This is a genomic window from Pseudomonas sp. 5.2 (assembly GCF_059025405.1).
On record NZ_JBYBHH010000011.1, the window covers coordinates 161,962 to 181,634 of the forward strand.

The 19,673-nt window shown below is 63.0% G+C and carries 17 protein-coding genes and 3 pseudogenes; 15 read left to right on the top strand and 5 right to left on the bottom strand.

The features are described 5' to 3' along the window. Positions 1-74 precede the first annotated feature (74 nt). From AC5PZ0_RS18065 to AC5PZ0_RS18090, 6 genes are all read left to right on the top strand, one after another. Entirely contained in the window at positions 75-1,682 is a 1,608-nt protein-coding gene (locus AC5PZ0_RS18065; RefSeq protein WP_027594441.1) for a tetratricopeptide repeat-containing response regulator, read from the top strand. Further along, a complete protein-coding gene (locus AC5PZ0_RS18070) occupies positions 1,679-2,371 on the top strand; it encodes a sensor histidine kinase (RefSeq protein ID WP_099428328.1) in 693 nt (230 codons plus the stop codon). Before AC5PZ0_RS18065 ends, AC5PZ0_RS18070 begins: the two co-directional genes overlap by 4 nt. Before the next feature lie 183 nt (positions 2,372-2,554). Next, positions 2,555-2,833: an AbrB/MazE/SpoVT family DNA-binding domain-containing protein gene (locus tag AC5PZ0_RS18075; RefSeq protein WP_339550180.1), complete on the top strand. Its 279-nt coding sequence runs from the start codon at positions 2,555-2,557 to the stop codon at positions 2,831-2,833. After that, positions 2,830-3,177, top strand: coding sequence for a type II toxin-antitoxin system ChpB family toxin (locus AC5PZ0_RS18080; RefSeq protein WP_099452919.1), 348 nt, complete (start codon positions 2,830-2,832; stop codon positions 3,175-3,177). The genes AC5PZ0_RS18075 and AC5PZ0_RS18080 overlap by 4 nt, the downstream gene beginning before the upstream one ends. A 19-nt stretch (positions 3,178-3,196) precedes the next feature. Beyond that, positions 3,197-3,841 (top strand): MBL fold metallo-hydrolase, encoded by a 645-nt coding sequence (locus AC5PZ0_RS18085; protein ID WP_099452920.1) that lies wholly within the window; start codon positions 3,197-3,199, stop codon positions 3,839-3,841. A gap of 109 nt (positions 3,842-3,950) precedes the next feature. Beyond that, positions 3,951-4,661, top strand: a complete 711-nt coding sequence (locus tag AC5PZ0_RS18090) for a YiaD family glycine zipper/OmpA-like lipoprotein (RefSeq protein ID WP_027594438.1) — start codon at positions 3,951-3,953, stop codon at positions 4,659-4,661. Between the two features lie 221 nt (positions 4,662-4,882). Here AC5PZ0_RS18090 and pta read toward each other — a convergent pair whose 3' ends face one another. Further along, positions 4,883-6,970 carry a phosphate acetyltransferase gene (gene pta / locus AC5PZ0_RS18095; RefSeq protein ID WP_027594437.1) on the bottom strand — a complete coding sequence of 696 codons (2,088 nt, stop codon included), beginning with the start codon at positions 6,968-6,970 and terminating at the stop codon, positions 4,883-4,885. Positions 6,971-7,002: 32 nt separating this feature from the next. Continuing rightward, entirely contained in the window at positions 7,003-7,305 is a 303-nt protein-coding gene (locus AC5PZ0_RS18100) for a DUF3565 domain-containing protein (RefSeq protein WP_027594436.1), read from the bottom strand. Here AC5PZ0_RS18100 and AC5PZ0_RS18105 point away from each other — a divergent pair. Further along, complete coding sequence (locus AC5PZ0_RS18105) at positions 7,304-7,789, top strand: FKBP-type peptidyl-prolyl cis-trans isomerase (protein ID WP_027594435.1); 486 nt, start codon at positions 7,304-7,306, stop codon at positions 7,787-7,789. The genes AC5PZ0_RS18100 and AC5PZ0_RS18105 overlap by 2 nt on opposite strands. A gap of 145 nt (positions 7,790-7,934) precedes the next feature. After that, a complete protein-coding gene (locus tag AC5PZ0_RS18110; protein WP_027594434.1) occupies positions 7,935-8,417 on the top strand; it encodes a glutathione peroxidase in 483 nt (160 codons plus the stop codon). 27 nt (positions 8,418-8,444) lie between these two features. On the opposite strand, the gene AC5PZ0_RS18115 is transcribed toward AC5PZ0_RS18110, so the two are convergent. Beyond that, the gene (locus AC5PZ0_RS18115) at positions 8,445-9,662 is read right to left on the bottom strand and encodes a glycosyltransferase family 4 protein (RefSeq protein WP_186681756.1); all 1,218 of its coding nucleotides are present in this window, start codon (positions 9,660-9,662) and stop codon (positions 8,445-8,447) included. A gap of 268 nt (positions 9,663-9,930) precedes the next feature. Between AC5PZ0_RS18115 and AC5PZ0_RS18120 the strand changes: the two are divergent. Further along, a pseudogene (locus AC5PZ0_RS18120) lies at positions 9,931-10,617 on the top strand (PAS domain-containing protein); the annotation flags it as partial. Between the two features lie 114 nt (positions 10,618-10,731). Next, positions 10,732-11,157 (top strand): annotated as a pseudogene (locus tag AC5PZ0_RS18125) (methyl-accepting chemotaxis protein); the annotation flags it as partial. A gap of 112 nt (positions 11,158-11,269) precedes the next feature. Here AC5PZ0_RS18125 and cysZ read toward each other — a convergent pair. Beyond that, a complete protein-coding gene (gene cysZ, locus AC5PZ0_RS18130; protein ID WP_027594431.1) occupies positions 11,270-11,998 on the bottom strand; it encodes a sulfate transporter CysZ in 729 nt (242 codons plus the stop codon). Positions 11,999-12,327: 329 nt separating this feature from the next. Between cysZ and trxB the strand changes: the two genes are divergently transcribed. After that, positions 12,328-13,290: a thioredoxin-disulfide reductase gene (trxB, locus tag AC5PZ0_RS18135; RefSeq protein WP_099428332.1), complete on the top strand. Its 963-nt coding sequence runs from the start codon at positions 12,328-12,330 to the stop codon at positions 13,288-13,290. A gap of 181 nt (positions 13,291-13,471) precedes the next feature. On the opposite strand, the gene nadC is transcribed toward trxB, so the two are convergent. Continuing rightward, on the bottom strand, positions 13,472-14,320 hold the full coding sequence (nadC, locus tag AC5PZ0_RS18140) for a carboxylating nicotinate-nucleotide diphosphorylase (protein ID WP_493855436.1): 849 nt from the start codon (positions 14,318-14,320) through the stop codon (positions 13,472-13,474). A gap of 241 nt (positions 14,321-14,561) precedes the next feature. Here nadC and AC5PZ0_RS18145 point away from each other — a divergent pair, with 241 nt between their 5' ends. The 4 genes and pseudogenes from AC5PZ0_RS18145 to AC5PZ0_RS18160 form a co-directional block, all read left to right on the top strand. After that, positions 14,562-16,736 carry a DUF1631 domain-containing protein gene (locus AC5PZ0_RS18145; RefSeq protein ID WP_493855437.1) on the top strand — a complete coding sequence of 725 codons (2,175 nt, stop codon included), beginning with the start codon at positions 14,562-14,564 and terminating at the stop codon, positions 16,734-16,736. Between the two features lie 88 nt (positions 16,737-16,824). Beyond that, positions 16,825-17,391, top strand: a complete 567-nt coding sequence (gene ampD / locus AC5PZ0_RS18150; protein ID WP_186681763.1) for a 1,6-anhydro-N-acetylmuramyl-L-alanine amidase AmpD — start codon at positions 16,825-16,827, stop codon at positions 17,389-17,391. Continuing rightward, positions 17,388-18,218, top strand: coding sequence for a regulatory signaling modulator protein AmpE (gene ampE, locus AC5PZ0_RS18155; RefSeq protein WP_493855438.1), 831 nt, complete (start codon positions 17,388-17,390; stop codon positions 18,216-18,218). The genes ampD and ampE overlap by 4 nt, the downstream gene beginning before the upstream one ends. Positions 18,219-19,386: 1,168 nt before the next feature. Continuing rightward, positions 19,387-19,590, top strand: a pseudogene (locus tag AC5PZ0_RS18160) (HAMP domain-containing protein); the annotation flags it as partial. Positions 19,591-19,673: the final 83 nt, after the last annotated feature.

Here is a 19,673-nt window from a genome sequence, read left to right on the forward strand (position 1 = left end):
GGCTGCCGATACAGCATTCGGTGGTATGCATCGCCTTGCGCGATTTTTCAATCATCCCAATACAGGTCGTGTTGATGCTGCAGTACGGGCAAAAGAGCTTTCTGATCGTCGACGACTTTACCGACTTTCGTACGTCGACCCGTTCCATGTTGCGCGAACTGGGTGTGCGCGACGTGGACACGGCCGACAGCGGCGAGCAGGCGCTGCGCATGTGTGCGCAGAAGCGTTATGACTTCATCCTGCAGGATTTCCACCTGGGCGACGGCAAGAAGAACGGCCAGCAGGTGCTCGAGGACCTGATCCTCGACAAGCACATCAGCCATGAATGCGTGTTCATCATGGTGACCGCCGAGAGCAGCCAGGCCATCGTCCTCAGTGCCATCGAGCATGAGCCCGATGCCTACCTGACCAAGCCGTTCAACCGGGTGGGCCTGGCCCAGCGCGTCGAGAAGCTGTTCCAGCGCAAGACCTTGCTCAAGCCGATCCTCCAGGCGCTGGACCGCGGCCGCCCGGCCGAAGTGCTGGCAGCGTGTGCCGAGCTGTGCAAGAAGGACCCGCGTTTCGCCCCCCTGTGCCTGCGCTACCGCGCCGATGCCTTGCGCGGGCTCAATCGCTTCGACGAGCTGGAAAAGTTTCTCAAGGCCATTCTCGCCAGCCGCCCGCAGCCGTGGGTGTATTCGGCGCTGGGCAGCTTGATGCACAAGCGTGGCCAGAATGCCCAGGCCCAGGGTGTGTATGAACAGGCCCTGAAGGCCTTCCCGATCATGCCGGGCCTGTACGACGGCATGGCTGAAGTGCTGGTGGCGCAGGGCGAAACCAAGCGCGCGCAGAACATGCTGGAAGAAGCGGTGCGCCTGTCGCCGCTGTCGGTACGCCGGCAGTCCACGCTGGGCAAGCTGGCGCTGGGCAACGAAGATTTCGAAAGTGCCTCCAAGGCGTTCCGCCATGCCGTGAACCAGGGGCAGAGCTCGCGCTACAAGGATGCCGAGAACAACCTTGGCCTGGTTCAGGCGCTGATGAACAAAAACGCAGGTTTTGGCCTGGACGCCCGTACCCGCGTCGAGATCAACACCGTGCTCAGTGAAGTGGCCAAGGAATACCCTGAAGATCAGGGCCTGCAGGTACGCGCCCGCATGATGAAGGCCGCCAGCCTGCAGCAGGCCGGCGATGCCGAGACGGCCGCCAAGCTCACCGAGCAGGCCATGCAGCGTCTGGACAAGATGGAGCAGTTTTTCTCGGTCGATGCCGCGTTGACGGTGGCGGCTCAGCTGCAGGCGTCAGGGCAGGAAGCGGCCGCGCTCGGGGTGCTCAAAAGCTGCGTTGAAAGTTACGGTGACGACCCCAAAGTGATGCAGAGGGTGGCCAAGCTGACGGATGATCCGGCGGTGCTCAATGCGATCACCGAGGCCGTCACCCTCAACCGCCAGGGAGTGCGTAGTTACCAGGGAGGTCAGCTCGACGAAGCGCTGCAGTTGTTCCGCAAGGCCTTGGCCTTGCAACCCAAGAACATCAGCATCGCCCTCAACACCGCCCAGGCGCTGCTGCGCATCGGGGGGGATGACCCACAGCCTGCGATCATGCAGGAATGCCGCGACGCCTTGACCAGCGTGGCCGGCATCCCTGCCAGCGACAACCGCTATGACCGCTATGGCAAACTGCACATCCGAGTGTTCGGCGCATGAATCAAGACAATCAGGGGCTGGATTTTTCCACGGTGATCGCCTCCACCGTGCACGACCTCAAGAACTCCCTGTCCGCGCTGATCCAGTCCCATGACCAGTGGCTGGCGCGCTTGCCTGAAGAGTTGCGCGGCGGTACCGAGCAAGGGGTGATGGAACATGAGTTCCGGCACCTCAACGGTATGCTGGTGCAACTGCTGGGGCTGTACAAACTGGGCGTGAACCAGCTGCCCGTGTGCCCGGACTACCATGAGCTGGATGACTTTATCGAAGCCCAACTGGCCGCCCATCAAGAAGTGCTCAAGCACAACGACATCCTCGCCACCTGGCGCATCGACACCGACAACCCGCTGGGCTTCTTCGACCGAGAGCTGGTGGCATCGGTGATCGCCAACGTGATCACCAACGCCACCCGGTTTGCCGGGCATGCGTTGTTGATCAGCATCGAGGAAGAGGCGAATCAACTGGTCATCTGCGTCAACGATGACGGCCCGGGTTATCCACAGCGCATGCTCGAGCGCCAGGAAGAGTTCATCCAGGGCATCGATTCACACAGTGGCAGTACGGGCCTGGGCCTGTATTTCGCTGCGCGGATCGCGGCGCTGCATGAGAGCGATGGGGTGAGGGGGCGGATTGAAATTTCCAATGGCGGGTCGCTGGGGGGCGGGTTGTTCAGGTTGTTCTTGCCGTAAGCTTTTGCGCGGCCAGTTCACCTGATCAGGTATTACCTGATAATGCTGCCTCAGCGTCGATTCCCAAGACGATGTGAGGCATTTCCTTCTTGTGATTACAGGGCTTTTTTTAAAGCCAGGCGAGTGACAGTGTAGATACGACGTTTCTACATTTCACTTGCAATCACTTGGAGGGTTTCTACTATGTATCTACCTTGGGAGATACTTATGCAGATCAAGATTCAGCAGTGGGGCAACAGCGCGGCGATTCGTCTGCCCGCAGCGGTGCTCAAGCAGATGCAGCTGGGTGTCGGCTCGACGCTGAGCCTGGACACGGCCGGCGAAACGATGGTGCTCAAGCCGCTCAGAACCAAACCCAAATACACCCTTGAAGAATTGATGGCGCAGTGCGATCTGACCGCACCGGAGCCAGCGGACATGGCCGACTGGAACGCAATGCGCCCAGTGGGGCGGGAAGTGTGAAGCGCGCCAAGTTCGCTAGAGGCGACATCGTTCGCGTCAACCTCGACCCCACCGTCGGCCGAGAGCAGCAGGGCGCCGGGCGACCTGCATTGGTGCTCACGCCGGCAGCCTTCAACGCTGCGGGCCTTGCGGTCATTGTTCCTATCTCCCAAGGTGGCGATTTCGCAAGGCATGCAGGGTTTGCCGTTACCCTCAGCGGTGCAGGCACGCAGACGCAAGGTGTCATGCTCTGCAACCAGATCCGCACTGTGGATCTTGAAGCCAGAAGTGCCAAGCATGTTGAAACCGTTCCCGAAGTCGTCGTCCTCGATGCGCTGGCTCGGGTACAAACCCTCTTCGATTAACTGGTTCTTGTGTTCACCCATGGAAATGACACCGTCAGCGCTCATCCGCGAAACCTTCCCCGTAGGTCCCCTACAGTGCAACTGCACCTTGATCGGCGACCCATTGACCAAAAAGGCCATCGTCGTCGACCCAGGCGGTGACCCGGACAAGATCCTCGCGCGCCTGCAGGCCCATGGCTTGACCCTGGTGAGCATCATCCACACCCACGCGCACTTCGATCACTTCCTCGCCTCGGGCAAGCTCAAGGAGCTGACCGGCGCGACGCTGCACCTGCACAAGGACGACCAGTCGCTGTGGGACAACCTGGAGATGCAATGCCAGATGTTCGGCGTGCCCTACACCCCGGTGCCGCCGCCAGACCGCTGGTTGAGTGATGACGAGGCGCTGGCCTGTGGTTGTGGCGTGGCCTTGCACACCCCAGGGCACACGCCGGGTTCGATGAGTTTCTGGTTTGCCGATGCCAAGCTGCTGATTGCCGGCGACACCCTGTTCCGTCGCGGTATTGGCCGCACCGATTTGTGGGGTGGCGATCAGCGGGCTATCGTTCGTTCGATCAAGGAGCGGCTGTACCGGCTGGATGAAGAGGCCATCGTGGTCACCGGCCACGGGCCAGACACCCGCCTGGGTGACGAGATGCGCGAGAACCCGTTCGTGCGGGCATGAACCTGCATGAAATGGTGTTCATGGAATTTTTTGCCGTCTGGGCAATCCAAGGCTGGCATAGATCCATTCGCGGTCTGCCGCATTTATGAATTTCAGTAGGAGCTTGTCCATGTTCACCATGCGTCGTCTGATTATCGTCGCAACCGCCGCTGCCCTGATGACGGGCTGCGCCAGCCAGAACCCGTACGACAACCAGGGTCAGGCGCAGGGCTCCACGGGGATGAGCAAGACCGCCAAGTACGGCGGCCTGGGCGCGCTGGCCGGTGCCATCGCCGGCGCCGCCATCGACCACAACAACCGCGGTAAAGGCGCACTGATCGGCGCTGCCGCAGTGGGTGCCGCCGCCGCAGGTTACGGCTACTACGCCGACAAGCAGGAAGCCGAACTGCGCGCGCAAATGGCCAATACCGGCGTCGAAGTGCAGCGCCAGGGTGACCAGATCAAGCTGATCATGCCCGGCAACATCACCTTCGCCACCGACTCGGCCAACATCGCGCCTAGCTTCTACTCGCCGCTGAACAACCTGGCCGGCTCGTTCAAGCAGTTCAACCAGAACACCATCGAAGTGGTTGGCTTCACCGACAGCACCGGCAGCCGCCAGCACAACATGGACCTGTCCCAGCGCCGTGCGCAAGCGGTCAGCACCTACCTGACTTCGCAGGGTGTCGATGCTTCGCGTATTTCGGCGCGTGGCATGGGCCCGGACCAGCCGATCGCCAGCAATGCCGATGCTAACGGCCGTGCGCAGAACCGTCGTGTCGAGGTCAACCTGAAGCCGATTCCTGGCCAGCAGTATGACCAGGGCCAAGTTCAGCAGTAAGGCCACAACACAGGGGCCGCTGTGCGGCCCAATCGCCGGCAAGCCGACTCCCACATGACCGTGTGGGTCTCAAGTCCTGTGGGAGCAACTGTCTTGTGGTGCTTGTGCCGGCCTCATCGCTGGCAAGCCAGCTCCCACAGGTGCGGCGCTAGCCTTTGAGGCTACACAGTTCGGGTGGGAGCCGGCTTGCCGGCGATTGGGCTGCACAGCAGCCCCTGGATTCAGCGTACGACGCTGGCCTGGATCGCCGTCAGGGCGATGGTATGCACGATGTCATCCACCTGAGCCCCCCGCGGCAAATCGTTCACCGGCTTACGCAAACCCTGCAGCATTGGCCCCAGGCTGACCCCATCGGCGCTGCGCTGCACCGCTTTGTGCGTGGTGTTGCCGGTATTCAGATCAGGGAACACGAACACCGTGGCACGCCCGGCAACCGGGCTGTTCGGTGCCAGCTCGCGGGCAATGGCCGGGTTGGCCGCCGCGTCATACTGCAAGGGCCCATCGATCAGCAGATCGTGCGCAGCGCCCTGCGCCAAGCGGGTCGCTTCACGCACCTTGTCGACTTCTTCATCGCTCGCCGAATCGCTTGAATAACTGATCATCGCCACCCGCGGCGCGATGCCGAAGGTGTGTGCCGATTCGGCGCTCTGCTGGGCAATTTCTGCCAGTTCAGCGGCACTTGGGTGCGGGTTCATCACGCAGTCGCCGTACACCAGCACCTGCTCGGGGAACAGCATGAAGAATACCGAGGACACCAGGCTGGCACCTGGCGCGGTCTTGATCAGCTGCAGGGCAGGGCGGATGGTGTTGGCGGTGGAGTGCACCAGGCCCGACACCAGGCCGTCGACTTCATCCAGGGCCAACATCATGGTGCCGATCACCACCGGGTCTTCCAGCTGCTGCTCGGCCATGGGGGCGTTGAGGTTCTTGCTCTTGCGCAGGTTGACCATCGGTTCGACATAGCGCCCGCGAATCAACTCAGGGTCGAGTATCTCCAGGTCCGCAGGCAAGGTAATGCCCTGCGCACGGGCGACCGCTTCGACTTCTTCCGGCTTGGCCAGCAGCACGCAACGCGCAATGCCACGGGCCTGGCAGATCGCCGCCGCCTGTACCAGCAGCGGTTCGGCGCCTTCTGGCAGGACGATGCGTTTGTTGGCCTGTTGCGCGCGCTGGATCAGTTGGTAGCGGAACACCGCAGGCGACAGGCGCAACTCGCGTGGTGTGCCGCAGCGCTGGTGCAACCAGGCAGCGTCGAGGTGGCTGGCGACAAAGTCGGTGATGAATTCGGCACGTTCGCGGTCATCCACCGGGATCTCGCGGTTCAGCGAATTGAGCTGGTTGGCCGTGTCGTACGAACCCGTACTCACCGACAGAATCGGCAGGCCGGCCTGCAAGGCGCCGCGGCACAAGCCGAGGATGCGTGCGTCGGGCTTGCTGTCGCTGGTCAGCAGCAGGCCGGCCAGGGGAACGCCATTGATCGCCGCCAGGCTTACGGCAAGGATGATGTCGTCGCGGTCACCCGGGGTCACCACCAAGGTGCCAGGCGTGAGCAGCGGCACGGTGTTGGCCACCGTGCGCGCACAAATGATGATCTTGCTCATGCGCCGCTGCTCGTAATCGCCCGCGTTGAGCACTTGGGCCCCCAGCAGGTCGGCCACGTCGCGGGTGCGTGGGGCATTCAGCTCGGGCTGGTAAGGGATGCAGCCGAGCAGGCGGAAGTCGTTGCCGCGCAGAAGTGGCGAGTGTTCGCGCAGGCGGGTGGCGAAGTCCGCCATGCTTTCGTCGGTGCGCACCTTGTTGAGGATCACCCCCAGCACTTTCGGGTCGCGGGGGCCGCCGAACAGCTGGGCCTGCAGCTCGACGCGGCCGGACAGCTCGCTGAGTACCTCGTTTTCGGGCGCCGAAACCAGTATCACCTCGGCATCCAGGCTCTTGGCCAGGTGCAGGTTGACCCGCGCCGCGTAACTGGCGTGGCGGGTAGGCACCATGCCTTCGACCACGACCACGTCATTGCCGATGCAGGCTTGCTGGTAGAGGCGGATGATTTCCTCCAGCAGCTCGTCCAGCTGGCCATCGCCGAGCATGCGCTCGACGTGGGCCAGGCTCAGCGGCATGGGCGGTTTGATACCGTGGGTGCGTGCGACCAGTTCGGTGGAGCGTTCCGGGCCGGTGTCACCTGGGTGGGGCTGGGCGATCGGCTTGAAAAAGCCGACCTTCAGGCCTGCGCGCTCAAGGGTGCGCACCAGGCCGAGGCTGATCGACGTCAGGCCGACACCAAAGTCGGTCGGCGCTATGAAAAAAGTTTGCATGCGTGCTTCTCGAATTAAAGCGGTGCAAGGAATCAACGGCCAAGGGTAGCGCTATCGGCTGCCTGTGCACACCAGCCACACGCGAAAGCCTCGCCGATGCGCTGTTGGCGCTGCTCGGCATCGAGCACCCAAGGGCGCGCTTGCCAGGGCGGTTGGTGACGAAGGTGCTGGGTGTGGCCGCACGACAACTCGACCACCCAGTGGCCTTCTTCGTCCTGATGGAAGCCAGTGATCCGACTGATGGGCTGTTCCTCGGCCGAGGCGCGTTCGCAATCGGGCGATGGCTTGGTTACACTTGTCCGCTCTACATACTTTTGCAAAAGGTCTTGCCCCATGCTGATCGCCGCCAACAAGGCTGTCTCCATCGACTATACCCTGACCAACGACGCCGGGGAGACCATCGACAGCTCCGCCGGTGGCGCGCCGCTGGTTTACCTGCACGGTGCCGGCAACATCATCCCGGGCCTGGAAAAGGCCCTGGAAGGCAAGCAGGCCGGTGACGAGCTGAACGTTTCCATCGAGCCAGAAGAGGCCTACGGTGAATACCTGGCCGAGCTGGTCAGCACCCTGAACCGCAGCCTGTTCGAAGGCGTCGACGAGCTGGAAGTCGGCATGCAGTTCCACGCGTCGGCGCCGGATGGCCAGATGCAGATCGTCACCATTCGCGACATCGACGGCGACGACGTCACCGTTGACGGCAACCACCCGCTGGCCGGCCAGCGCCTGACCTTCCAGGTCAAGGTTGTCGACGTACGTGACGCCAGCGAAGAAGAAATCGCGCACCGTCACATCCACGGTGAAGGTGGCCATCACCACTGATTTTCTGCGCTAAGCTCAGAGAGTCGCCAGGCGCTCGGGCAAGCCGATTTGCCTTCCCAACGGGAGGTGGACGGCTTGGACGAGCGCTTTTTTATTGGGCGGATTTCGCCCTGCGGCCATCGGGAACCTGAGAGGGGATTACATCATGAGTGCTTTTCACGACCTGAAATTGGAGGCGCTGAACGGCGGGGAACTGCCCCTCGCACCGTTCAAGGGCCAAGTGGTGCTGGTGGTCAATGTTGCCTCCAAGTGTGGCCTGACGCCGCAATACGCTTCGCTGGAGACGCTGCATCAGCAGTTCAAGGGCAAAGGCTTCAGCGTTCTGGGGCTGCCGTGCAACCAGTTTGCCGGCCAGGAGCCCGGCAGCGAGAAAGAGATCCAGGAGTTCTGCAGCCTCAACTATGGTGTCAGCTTCCCGCTGGGTGCCAAGCTTGAGGTCAACGGGGCGCACCGCCATTCGCTGTATCGCCTGCTGGCGGGGGAAGGTGCTGAGTTCCCAGGCGACATCACCTGGAACTTCGAAAAGTTTCTGGTGGGCAAGGATGGGCGCGTGCTGGCGCGTTTCTCGCCCCGCACTGCGCCGGATGATCCAGCCGTGGTTCAGGCCATCGAGAAGGCGCTGGGCTGAAGCATGGGCGCGCGCGGCGGCTGAAGGTCAGCCGCGATGCGCTGTCGAACCTGGCTTGATCGCCAGTGCAGCACCTGAAGCTTTTTGCGTGTCGCCTGTGCGTTGTTTGCAAGCACTGCACAGGTAGGTTTCGAACTGCTCGACAATCGCCGGCCAGCCCTGTCGGCTGGCGTGCTGCCGTGCGTTCAGGCGCACCCGGCGCAGGGTTTCTTCCTCTTCCAGTAGCCAGCAAGCGGCATCGATGAAGGCCGCCTGGTCGCCGGGCATCGCCAACGCACCGCTATGGCCATGCCGAATGTGCTGGGCAGCCGCTGCCTCATCATAGGCGACCACCGCCAAGCCTGAGGCCATGCCTTCGAGCACCACGTTGCCAAAGGTTTCGGTCAGGCTCGGGAACAGGAACAAGTCACCGCTGGCATAGTGCTCGGCCAGCACCTCGCCCCGCTGGGCACCACAGAACACGGCATCAGGCACCTGCTGCTGCAAGGTGGCGCGCTGTGGGCCGTCACCGACCACGATCAGGCGCAAGCGCTTGTGTGGATAAGTCTTCTGCAGGGCATCCAGGCACGGTCGCAGTACCCCTAGGTTTTTTTCCGCCGCCAGCCGGCCGACATGCAGCACGGCGATATCGTCCGGCCCGATCCCCCAGCTTTCGCGCAGCGCCTGGCTGCGCCGGGCCGGGTTGAACAGGCAGGCGTCGACGCCGCGGGCCAACAGGTCCAGGCGCTCGAAACCACGACGTTCTAGCTCCAGGCGCTGGCTGACGCTGGGCACCAGGGTGACTGCCGTGCGGCGATGGAACCAGCGTAGGTAATGGGTGAGCAGGCGTGCCAGCAAGCCCAAGCCATACTGGCCGGAATACTGCGGGAAGTTGGTATGGAACCCGCTGACCACCGGTACTCCCAGACGCCGTGCCGCACGCAATGCGCTCAACCCCAAAGGCCCCTCGGTGGCGATGTACAGCACGTCCGGTCGCTGCCTGCGCCAACGCCGCAACAGCCGGTGCATCGACACTTCACCCCATTGCAGGCCGGGGTAGCCGGGCAACGCCCAACCGCGGCATAGCATCAGCTGCGGATCGTTGTGCACAGGCTCCTCGCCGGCTTGGCGGGGGCGGACGATCTCGATGTCATGCCCGCGTTGGCGCAACCCTTCGCTGAGGCGGCCAAGGGTGTTGGCGACACCGTTGATCTCGGGTGGGAAGGTTTCGCTGACGAGGGTGATGCGTAGGGCGGGTGTATTCATGACAAAAAGTTTCCGCTCGCATCATTGCGCCGATGTGACGGCCTTGTGACGTGCAAATGACGCCTGATTGCCGGCTGTTTCAATTGTGTGAATATTTGCGTGGGCGGCGCTCAAGAACCTGGCACTGGCAGCCGATGAAGATGCATTCGATTACGTGCTGCGCTCCAGGAGAGCGGTAATGTTCAACAACAAGCTCAAGCAAGAAATCCAGCAGTTGCGCGAAGACCTGCTGTCGGTCGAACAGGTCAAGTGCAGCCTCGACAGCGAGATGCTGGTGCTCCAACTCGACCCCCAAGGACGGATCGAGATGGTCAACGGCAACTTCGAGAGCGAGATGCTCTACCGTGCCGACCAATTGCTTGGACGCAAACTCGAGGACATTGTCCCGCCCCACGTGAAGTCGCTCGACTTCTACCAACGCATGAAAAGCGCGATCAGCCGGGGCGAGCACCTCAACGGGGCGTTCCGCCTGCTGCGCGGCAATGGCCAGGAAGCCTGGTTGCGCTCGATTCTGCAGCCGGTCAAGAACAGCGAAGGGCGCATCAAGTATTTCACCCTGCACTCGAGCGACCTCACCCGCACGATTGAGACCTCCCGTGAGCACGAAAGCCTGATCAAGGCCCTGATGCGCTCGACCGCAGTCATCGAGTTCGGCCTTGATGGCACCATCCTGACGGCCAACGAACGGTTTCTGACGTCGGTCGGTTATCGCCTTGAACAGATACGCGGCAAGCATCACCGTATTTTCTGCGAACCCGAAGAGGCCAATTCGTCGGGCTATCAGGCGTTCTGGGACAAGCTGCGCCGTGGCGAATACGTGGCTGAGCGCTTCAAGCGTATCGATGCCCATGGCCGGGTAATCTGGCTGGAAGCGTCCTACAACCCGATCTTCGACGCCCATGATGTGCTGTACAAAGTGGTCAAGTTCGCCACCGTGATCACCGACCAGGTCAACCAGGAGCAGGCGGTTGCCGAGGCGGCGGACATCGCCTTCAATACCTCGCTGAGCACTGACGCCAGCGCGCGCAAGGCCACCGACGTAGTCACGCAGACGGTAAATGTCATGCGTGGCCTGGAGTCGTCGATGCAAGACGCCGCCGAGGGCATTCAGGCGTTGGACACCCAGTCGCGGGTGATCGGCTCGATCATCAAGACCATCAGTGACATTGCCGGGCAGACCAACCTGCTGGCGCTCAACGCTGCCATCGAGGCGGCCCGGGCGGGCGAGCAGGGGCGTGGTTTTGCCGTGGTCGCCGATGAAGTGCGCCAGCTGGCCTCGCGTACCAGCACGGCCACCGAAGAGATTGCCCGGGTGGTGCAGCAGAACGAGCAATTGGCCCAGGCTGCGGTGGCGATCATCGACACCAGCAAGCGCCAGGCCGAGCAGGGGCTGTCGTTGGCCGATGAAACCGGCAACGTGATCGTCGAAATCCAGGAGGGGGCGAAGCGGGTGGTGGATGTAGTGGGGCAGTTTTCCAGCCGGCTCGGTCAATGACGGTAGGAGCAGCCTTGTGCTGCGAAGAGGCCAGTACTAGCCACAGATAGGTATTGTCAGTACTGGCCTCTTCGCAGCGCAAGGCTGCTCCTACACAGGGCTGCGTTTGGATTTAGTCGCGTTCACGCACCCAGAACAACGTAGCCCCCGCCACTGCGGCCGGCATCATCAGTACGTTCACCACCGGCACCATCAGGGCCAGGTAGGTGATGCCGCCAAAGCCCAGCGACTGCCAGCGCTTCTGGCGCAACCAGGCGAGCATGTCCTGCCAGCTCATCTTGTTGTTGTCCGCCGGGTAGTCGATGTACTGGATAGCCATCATCCACACACCAAAGATCAGCCACAGCGGCGCGGCGACCACGTTGACCACCGGGATCAGCGACAGGATGAACAGGCCGATGGCCCGTGGCAGGAAGTAACCCAGCTTGCGCATCTCGCGGCCAAAGGTGCGCGGCACCATGGCCACCAGCTCGGCCCAGCTGAAGGCAGGGAAGTTGTCTTGGCCGCGCACCACCACTTCGACCTTCTCGGCCAGAAAACCGTTGAACGGCGCCGCAATGACGTTGGCCACCAGGGTGAAGGTGAAGAACACCATCAGCACCACCAAGGCGACGAACAGTGGCCACAGAATGTAGGTGAGGAAGCTCAACCAGCTGGGCAGGGTTGGCATCAGGGCGTCGACCCAGACACTGAACTGATGGCCGGCAAAGTAGATCAGGCCACCAAACAGCAGCAGGTTGACCGCCAGGGGCAACAGCACGAACAACCGCAGGTTCGGGCTCAGCACCAGTTTCAGGCCTTCGCGCAGGTACTGGGGGCCAGAGAGGACAGGGGCTTGCATCGAGACACTCCGAACAGAAGGAAAACGCGCTGACCTTACCGAGTTTGTCGCGCCGACGAAAGGCGGGCGATGTTGGCGAAATCGGCTGTAACAAAAGCGCCAGGGCGTTTTTCGTGAATGAAATTGCTGGATAGACAATGCCTATGAGGTGGATTGTCGAAGGATATTTCCTTAATCTTTGCGACCTCGCTACAGTGCGCTCAACTTTTAGGTTTTGGATCGACGCGTAGTAGCCTTCCCCAAGGTTGCGTGGGTCCTTTTTAAATTCCAGCTGGCACCGCCGGCACACCGATGCTGGCCCCGTGCGGCCGGCTCGACAGGAGTTCGACATGTCTGAAGTACGTCATTCGCGCGTCATCATCCTCGGTTCCGGCCCTGCCGGTTACAGCGCCGCAGTCTATGCCGCCCGTGCCAACCTCAAGCCGCTGCTGATCACTGGCATGCAGGCCGGTGGCCAGCTGACCACCACCACCGAAGTCGACAACTGGCCGGGCGACCCCCATGGCCTGACCGGCCCAGCCCTGATGCAGCGCATGCAAGAGCACGCCGAGCGCTTCGAGACCGAGATCGTCTTCGACCACATCAACGCTGTCGACCTGGCCAACAAGCCGTTCACCCTGCAGGGTGACAGTGGCACCTATACCTGCGACGCACTGATCGTTGCCACCGGCGCCAGCGCTCGTTACCTGGGCCTGCCGTCGGAAGAAACCTTCATGGGCAAGGGCGTTTCGGCCTGCGCTACCTGTGACGGCTTCTTCTACCGCAACAAGCCGGTAGCAGTCGTCGGCGGCGGCAACACTGCCGTTGAAGAGGCCCTGTACCTGGCCAACATCGCCAGCAAAGTGACCCTGGTTCACCGCCGCGAAACCTTCCGCGCCGAGAAGATCCTGGTCGACAAGCTGAACGCCCGTGTGGCCGAAGGCAAGATCGAGCTCAAGCTCAATGCCACCCTGGACGAAGTGCTGGGTGACAACATGGGTGTGACCGGTGCGCGCCTGAAGAACAACGATGGCAGCAGCGATGAAATCAAGGTCGACGGCGTGTTCATCGCCATTGGCCACACCCCGAACACCTCGCTGTTCGAAGGCCAGCTGACCCTCAAGGACGGCTACCTGGTGGTCAACGGCGGCCGCGAAGGCAACGCCACTGCCACCAACGTCGAAGGTGTGTTCGCTGCGGGCGACGTGGCCGACCACGTTTACCGTCAGGCGATTACCTCGGCCGGCGCAGGCTGCATGGCCGCACTGGACGTCGAGCGCTACCTGGACGGCCTGGCCAACGCCGCGTTCTGATCCACGCCCGAAAAAAAACCGGCCATCTGGCCGGTTTTTTTATGCCTGAGATTTGCTGCGCCTGTGCGGGCCTCTTCGCGGGTAAACCCGCTCCCACAGGGGGCGCACATTACTCAAGCCTGCGGTGATCCTGTGGGAGCGGGTTTACCCGCGAAGAGGGCGGTACAAGCACCGCGTCCTCTCAGAGGCTCAATCGCATCGACAGGTCTACGGCCTTCACATCCTTGGTCATCGCACCAATGGAGATGTAGTCGACGCCGGTCTTGGCAATTACCCGCAAGGTGCTCTCGTTAACGCCGCCGCTGGCCTCGAGTTTGGCCTTGCCCGCAGTGATGCGCACCGCTTCGCGCATTTCGTCCAGGGTCAGCTCGTCGAGCATGACGATATCCGCACCCGCATTCAGGGCCTGGCGCAGTTCATCCAGGCTTTCCACCTCGATTTCCACCGGCTTGCCAGGGGCGATGCGGTGCGCTGCCGCCACTGCCTCGGCCACGCCACCGCTGGCGGCGATGTGGTTTTCCTTGATCAGGAAGGCATCGTAAAGGCCGATGCGGTGGTTGTCGCAACCGCCACAGGTGACCGCGTATTTCTGCGCCAGGCGCAGGCCGGGAAGGGTCTTGCGGGTGTCTAGCAGGCGCACTTGGGTACCTGCGACCAAGTCGGCCAGAAAGCGTGCGCGCGTGGCGACGCCCGACAGCATCTGCAGGAAGTTCAGCGCGCTGCGCTCACCGCTGAGCAGCGAGCGTGCCGGGCCTTCCAGGTGGAACAGCGGCTGGTTGGCCAGCGCGCGGTCGCCATCGGCCACTTGCCAGTGCACCGCCACCCGCGGGTCGAGCTGGCGGAACACGGCGTCGACCCAGGCGGTGCCAGCGATCACGCAGTCCTCGCGGGTAATGATGGTCGCCTTGGCCAGGCGTTCGGCCGGGATCAACTGCGCGGTGATATCGCCACTGCCGATGTCCTCCAACAGTGCACGGCGCACGTTGGCTTCGATTTCAGCGGTCAGGTCGGCGAGGCGTAGGTTCGGCATGGTCGGCTCCACAAGCTAGATGCCCGCGATTATAGGGCAGGGGAGCGGTGTGTACAGGGCCATGGCCGGTGACCTTTGGTCGGCCCGTCTGAGCATCTGGCCGAATACAGGGTCATTTCCCAGCAAGCGAAACGGCGCTGGCAGCTGTCCGTTTTTTTGCCGATAATAGTGACCAGTATTTGGCGTCATAGCTTTGACGATTCGTTGCCCGTGGGGCAAGCAAGCCTGCAAGGAGTTAGGGATGCATAAAGAAGGCAAGGTGGTGCCCCTGGCGGCAGCCATCGACCGAGGGGCGCGCACGCCTCTGCCTTGCCTTCCGGTATTGCTCCTGCAAGTGCGCGACAAAGCCGCGCTGCAATTGCGCCAAGGCCTGCAGGCCTTGTTCGACAACACCGACGTCACCCTCTTCGAGATGGCCGACAAGGCCGCTGAGCGCTGCGACCAGAACCTGTATTTCGAAGCGATGCGCGACGTGCGCCTGAAGCGCAAAAGCATCGAGCGCGGTTTTCTCGACACCTTCCATCACACCTTCGCCAGCCTCGGCCGGGCAGACCCTCTGGGCGGCCTGGGTGAAGCGCAGGGTTCAGGCAACAAGGCGCAGCGCGAGCGTGCATCCGCCATCGACGGCATGGTCGCGCGGGTGCTCTCGCGAGACGGCCTTGCCCTGCAGCAACTGGGCTTGCGCTTGCAGGCATTGCTCGATCGCCCGGTGGGCGAGCAGCAAAACCCCGTGGGCCCCGCTGCGCTGTGCGGCTATTTCCTCGAAGCGGGCCGCAACCTGGGGGTCGGGCTGCGGGTCAAGCTGATCCTCTTGAAGCTGTTTGAACGCTACGTGTTGCGTGATGTGGAGGTGCTCTACGCAGAGGCTAACCAGCTGCTGGCCGCGGCCGGTGTGCTGCCCGAACTGCAGCCTGCGCCGCGTCGGCGCGCCGAGGATCGGTGCCTGAGCGCCGGGCGCCGGCCGTCCAGCCTGGAGGCGCAAGGGGCGCTGGGCGCGGACAGTGCCGGGCAAGCGTATTTTGCTTCTCTGCAAACGCTTCTGGCCCCCGTGCGCGGGCAAATCGCGCCGCGTTTGCAGCGGGTGGCTGCTGCCCAGCCGATCAGCACCGCCGACCTGCTGCGCCTGCTTTCGCACCTGCAGCACTATGTGCCCGCCACGCAGGCGGCGGATGACTTCGCGCTTGGCCAACAGCTGGAACAACTGTTGTTGCGCGTCAGTGTGCGCAGTGGCACGCGTCGGCGCATCGCCACGGCCGATGAAGACATGATCAACCTGATCGGCCTGCTGTTCGATTTCATCCACAACGACGACAACTTGCCCGCCAGCCTGCGGGCATTGATCGCGCGTTTGCACATCCCGCTGCTCAAGGTCGCGCTGCTCGACAAGGGGTTGTTCAGCCGCGCCAACCACCCGGCCCGGCGCTTGCTCAACGAGATCGCGGGTGCTGCGATCGGTTGGCAGAGCAGCGCCGAAGGGCTGCGCGACAGTTTGCATGTACGGGTGGAGCGTATCGTTCAGCGTCTGCTCAACGACTTCACCGATGACGCCTGCCTGTTCGCCGAGCTGCTCGACGAGTTTCTCGCCTTCAGCCAGGACGAGCGGCGCCGCCACGAATTACTCGAACAGCGTACCCGCGACGCCGAAGAGGGCCGCGCGCGAACCCTGCAGGCCCGGCAGCAGGTGCAGCAGGTGCTCAACCAGCGTCTGCGCGGGCGGGTGCTGCCGCACGTGGTGGTGCAGATGCTGGTGCAGGCCTGGAGCCAGGTGCTGCTGCTGGCGTGGCTCAAGCAGGGCGAAGGGTCCGAGGCATGGCGCAACGGCCTGGCCACCCTGGACACGCTGCTCGCCAGTATCGCCCCGCACCACGACCCGCAGGCCTGTCAGCAACTGCTGCAACAGGTGCCCGGCCTGCTCAAGGCCTTGCGCGAAGGCCTGGCTGGCGTGGCGCTGGACTCCACCGCCACCCGTGACTTTTTCCAGCAGCTTGAGCAATTGCACCTGCGCGCTTGCTCGGCGTCCGAAGGGCACAGGGCCGATGACCCGCCCGTGCTGGACGAGGTGCTGGTGGACGAGGACATCGTGCTAGCGCTTGCCGAAGAGCCCGCCTGCGCCCCCCTGCACATTGTCGACGGCAATGCCTCGGCATTGCGCCAGGTGCAGCGCCTGCGTATCGGCAGCTGGGTCGAGGTATTCGATGAAGACGACCCATTGCGCTGCAAGCTGGTGGCACGCATCGACAGCAACGATCGGCTGGTGTTCGCCAATCGCACGGGCATGAAAGTGCGTGAGTGGAACACCGGCAGCCTCGCCCAGGCGCTGCACCGGGGAGAGGTGCGGGTGCTCGATGACGGCGCGCTGTTCGAGCGGGCGCTGGAGTCGGTGCTCGAAGGGCTGCGGCAACAGCAGGTCCATTGAGTCATCATTACAATGATTCACATGCAAACGGCCGCGGACGCAGGGCATACTGCTGCTCTGTACCCGGCGTTTTTTCAGGATCTGCCCCATGCAATTGGACCGTGCCACCGGCTGGTTCCACGGAATCACCCACTGCCCGTCGCCCAACTTCAACGCGCGCCCCGAGGGCGAGTCGATTTCCCTGCTGGTGATTCACAACATCAGCTTGCCGCCGGCGTGTTTCGGCACCGGCAAGGTTCAGGCATTCTTCCAGAACCGCCTGGACGCCCATGAACATCCCTATTTCCAGAGCATCTGCCACCTGACGGTTTCGGCGCACCTGTTCGTCGAGCGCGATGGCGCCGTGACCCAGTTCGTGTCGTTGCTCGACCGCGCCTGGCATGCCGGTGTCTCGTGCTTCGACGGGCGCGAGGGCTGCAACGACTTCTCCATCGGCATCGAACTCGAAGGCACTGACGACCTGCCATACACCGATGCCCAGTACGCCACGCTGGCGCAGCTGACCCGACAAATCCGCGACGCCTGGCCGGTCATCAGCCTTGAACGCATCCAGGGCCACAGCGACATAGCACCGGTGCGCAAAACCGACCCAGGCCCGGCCTTCGACTGGGGCCGCTATCGCCAAACCGTGAAGGATAACGAGGACAACTCATGAGTTTTCTGGTTTTGCTGCTGGCGCTGTGGGTCGAGAAATTCTCGGCACTGCGCCATCGAATACAGCGCGATGGTTTTTTCCTCGGTGAACTGGTGCGCCTGGAGCGCAGCGGCAAGGTGCAGCCGTGGTGGACGTTGGCCATTCTGGTGCTGGCGCCGGTAGCGGTGCTGGCCTTGCTGCTGCATGTGCTGGAGCCCGTCGCCTATGGCCTGCTGGCATTGCCGGTGCACCTGCTGGTGTTGATCTACAGCCTGGGCCGCGGCGATGCGAAAGCGGCGCTGGGGCCGTTTCGCGATGCCTGGCGGCGGGGTGACGATCAGGCCGCCCTGCACGTGGCCGAGCGCGACCTGGGCCTGGTGGCCGACGAGCCTCACAGCCTGCTGGTGCGGGTGCAGGGTTACCTGCTGTGGCAGGCCTACCAGAGCTTCTTCGCCGTGATCTTCTGGTATTTCGTGCTCGGCCCAGGTGCTGCCTTGGCCTATCGCCTGCTGGCGCTGTGCGGCGAGCACAGCAAGCAGCCCGCGCTCAAGGCGCGTGCCGAGCAACTGCGGCACATCATGGACTGGCTGCCGGTGCGGGTGATGGCCTTGAGCTTCGCGCTGGTCGGCAACTTCGTCGCGGTGACCCGCGTGATGCTGCACGAGCTCCTCAACTGGCACATCAGCGCCGGCCACCTGGTGGCCAGGGTTGGGCGCATTGCCGACGATATCCCCGACGAAGAAGACAGCCAGCGTGGCCTAAGCCGGCTGGACAGCCTTTGGGAATTGCTGCTGCGCTGCGCGGTGCTGTGGTACGCCGGGTTTGCGTTGTGGACGGTGCTGGTCTGACCTCACCGCCGTAACACGCGCCCTGTAGGAGCAGCCTTGTGCTGCGAAGAGGCCAGTAGCACCACCCCTGAATCTTCGGGATGCAACTGGCCTCTTCGCAGCACAAGGCTGCTCCTACCGGGGCTTAACCATAAGTTACAAACCTCCGATTCGATCTGCGGTATACACGTGGCACTGTGCTACCCCGTAGAACAATAAGAATCCAAGGAGGTGCCCCGTGAAGCGTCTGCTTTATCCGGCCATCGCACTGATGAACCGGCTGAGCTTCGGTCAGAAGTTCAGCCTTGTCAGCGTCCTGTTTTTCCTGCCCATGCTGGTCATCAGCGGCTACCTGGTACGCGATGCGTACCAGCAGTTTCAGGCCACCCGCGCCGAGCTGCAGGGCATTGCCCCCCTGCGCGAAAGCCTGGCCCTGCGCGCAGGCTTCGAAGCCTTGGGCAGCCTCCTGCAGATCAATGCCGTGATCGGCCAGTCGGGCCAGGCCGGTGATGTTGAATCGCGTATTGCTGCGTTGCAGGGCAACGTGCAGGAGCATCTCCAGGCACTGCATAGCGACGACCCGCAGCTGGAAGCCAAGCGCGAGGACTTGGCCGATGCCTTTGCCCGCGCCCGCGAAGAGTCCTCGCTGCAGAACAAAACGGCGTTGTTCGACGCCTTGCTCGCCCAGGCCCAGGTGCTGACCCGCCTGGTGGCCAGCCAATCTGGCCTGAGCCAGGACAGCCAAACCTCGGTGCGGCAACTGAACGACCTGCTTGGTGTGGCGACGGCGCAGGTCACCCAGGCCCTGGCGGACGGGCAGGCGATGGGGGCCATTGCCCTTGGGCGTGGCTTCATGGATTCGTCCGGCAGCGCGCGCTTCGAAGATTTGCTGCAGCGCCTCGAGCGCCTGGCCACCGACTACGCACTGCGTTTGGAGGACGCCCTGGGCAGTGACCCCGCGGCCAAAGCGGCCCTGGCCAGCAGCGCCCAGGCCAGCCAGGCGACGGTCAGGCAGGCCGCCGCGTTATTCGAAACACAGGTGGTGGTGGCCGAGACCTTGGACGCGCCCTGGCCTGCGTTCTATCAGCAAACCCATGAGCTGATGGGGCACACCTACCGCCTCAACGAGGCCATTCTCATGCACCTGCAGGGCCAACTGCAGAACCGGCTGGGCGAGCAACAGTGGCGCATGATCGGCTTGGTGGTGGTGCTGGCCGGTGTGTTCGCGCTGATTGTGTACCTGTACAGCGGGTTCTACGTCTCGACCCGGGCGACCCTGCGCCAGCTCGGCAAGGCGATGGGCAAGGTCGCCGACGGCGACATGACGGTTAGCTTCCAGGCCCGCAGCCGCGACGAGTTGGGCGAGCTGGGGCAAGGTTTCAGCGACACCGTGCAGCGTATCCGTGGCCTGATCGACCAAGTTGGCCGCACCGTGGTGGCCGTCGAAGAACAGGCCAGCCAAGTGTTGGCGGTGTC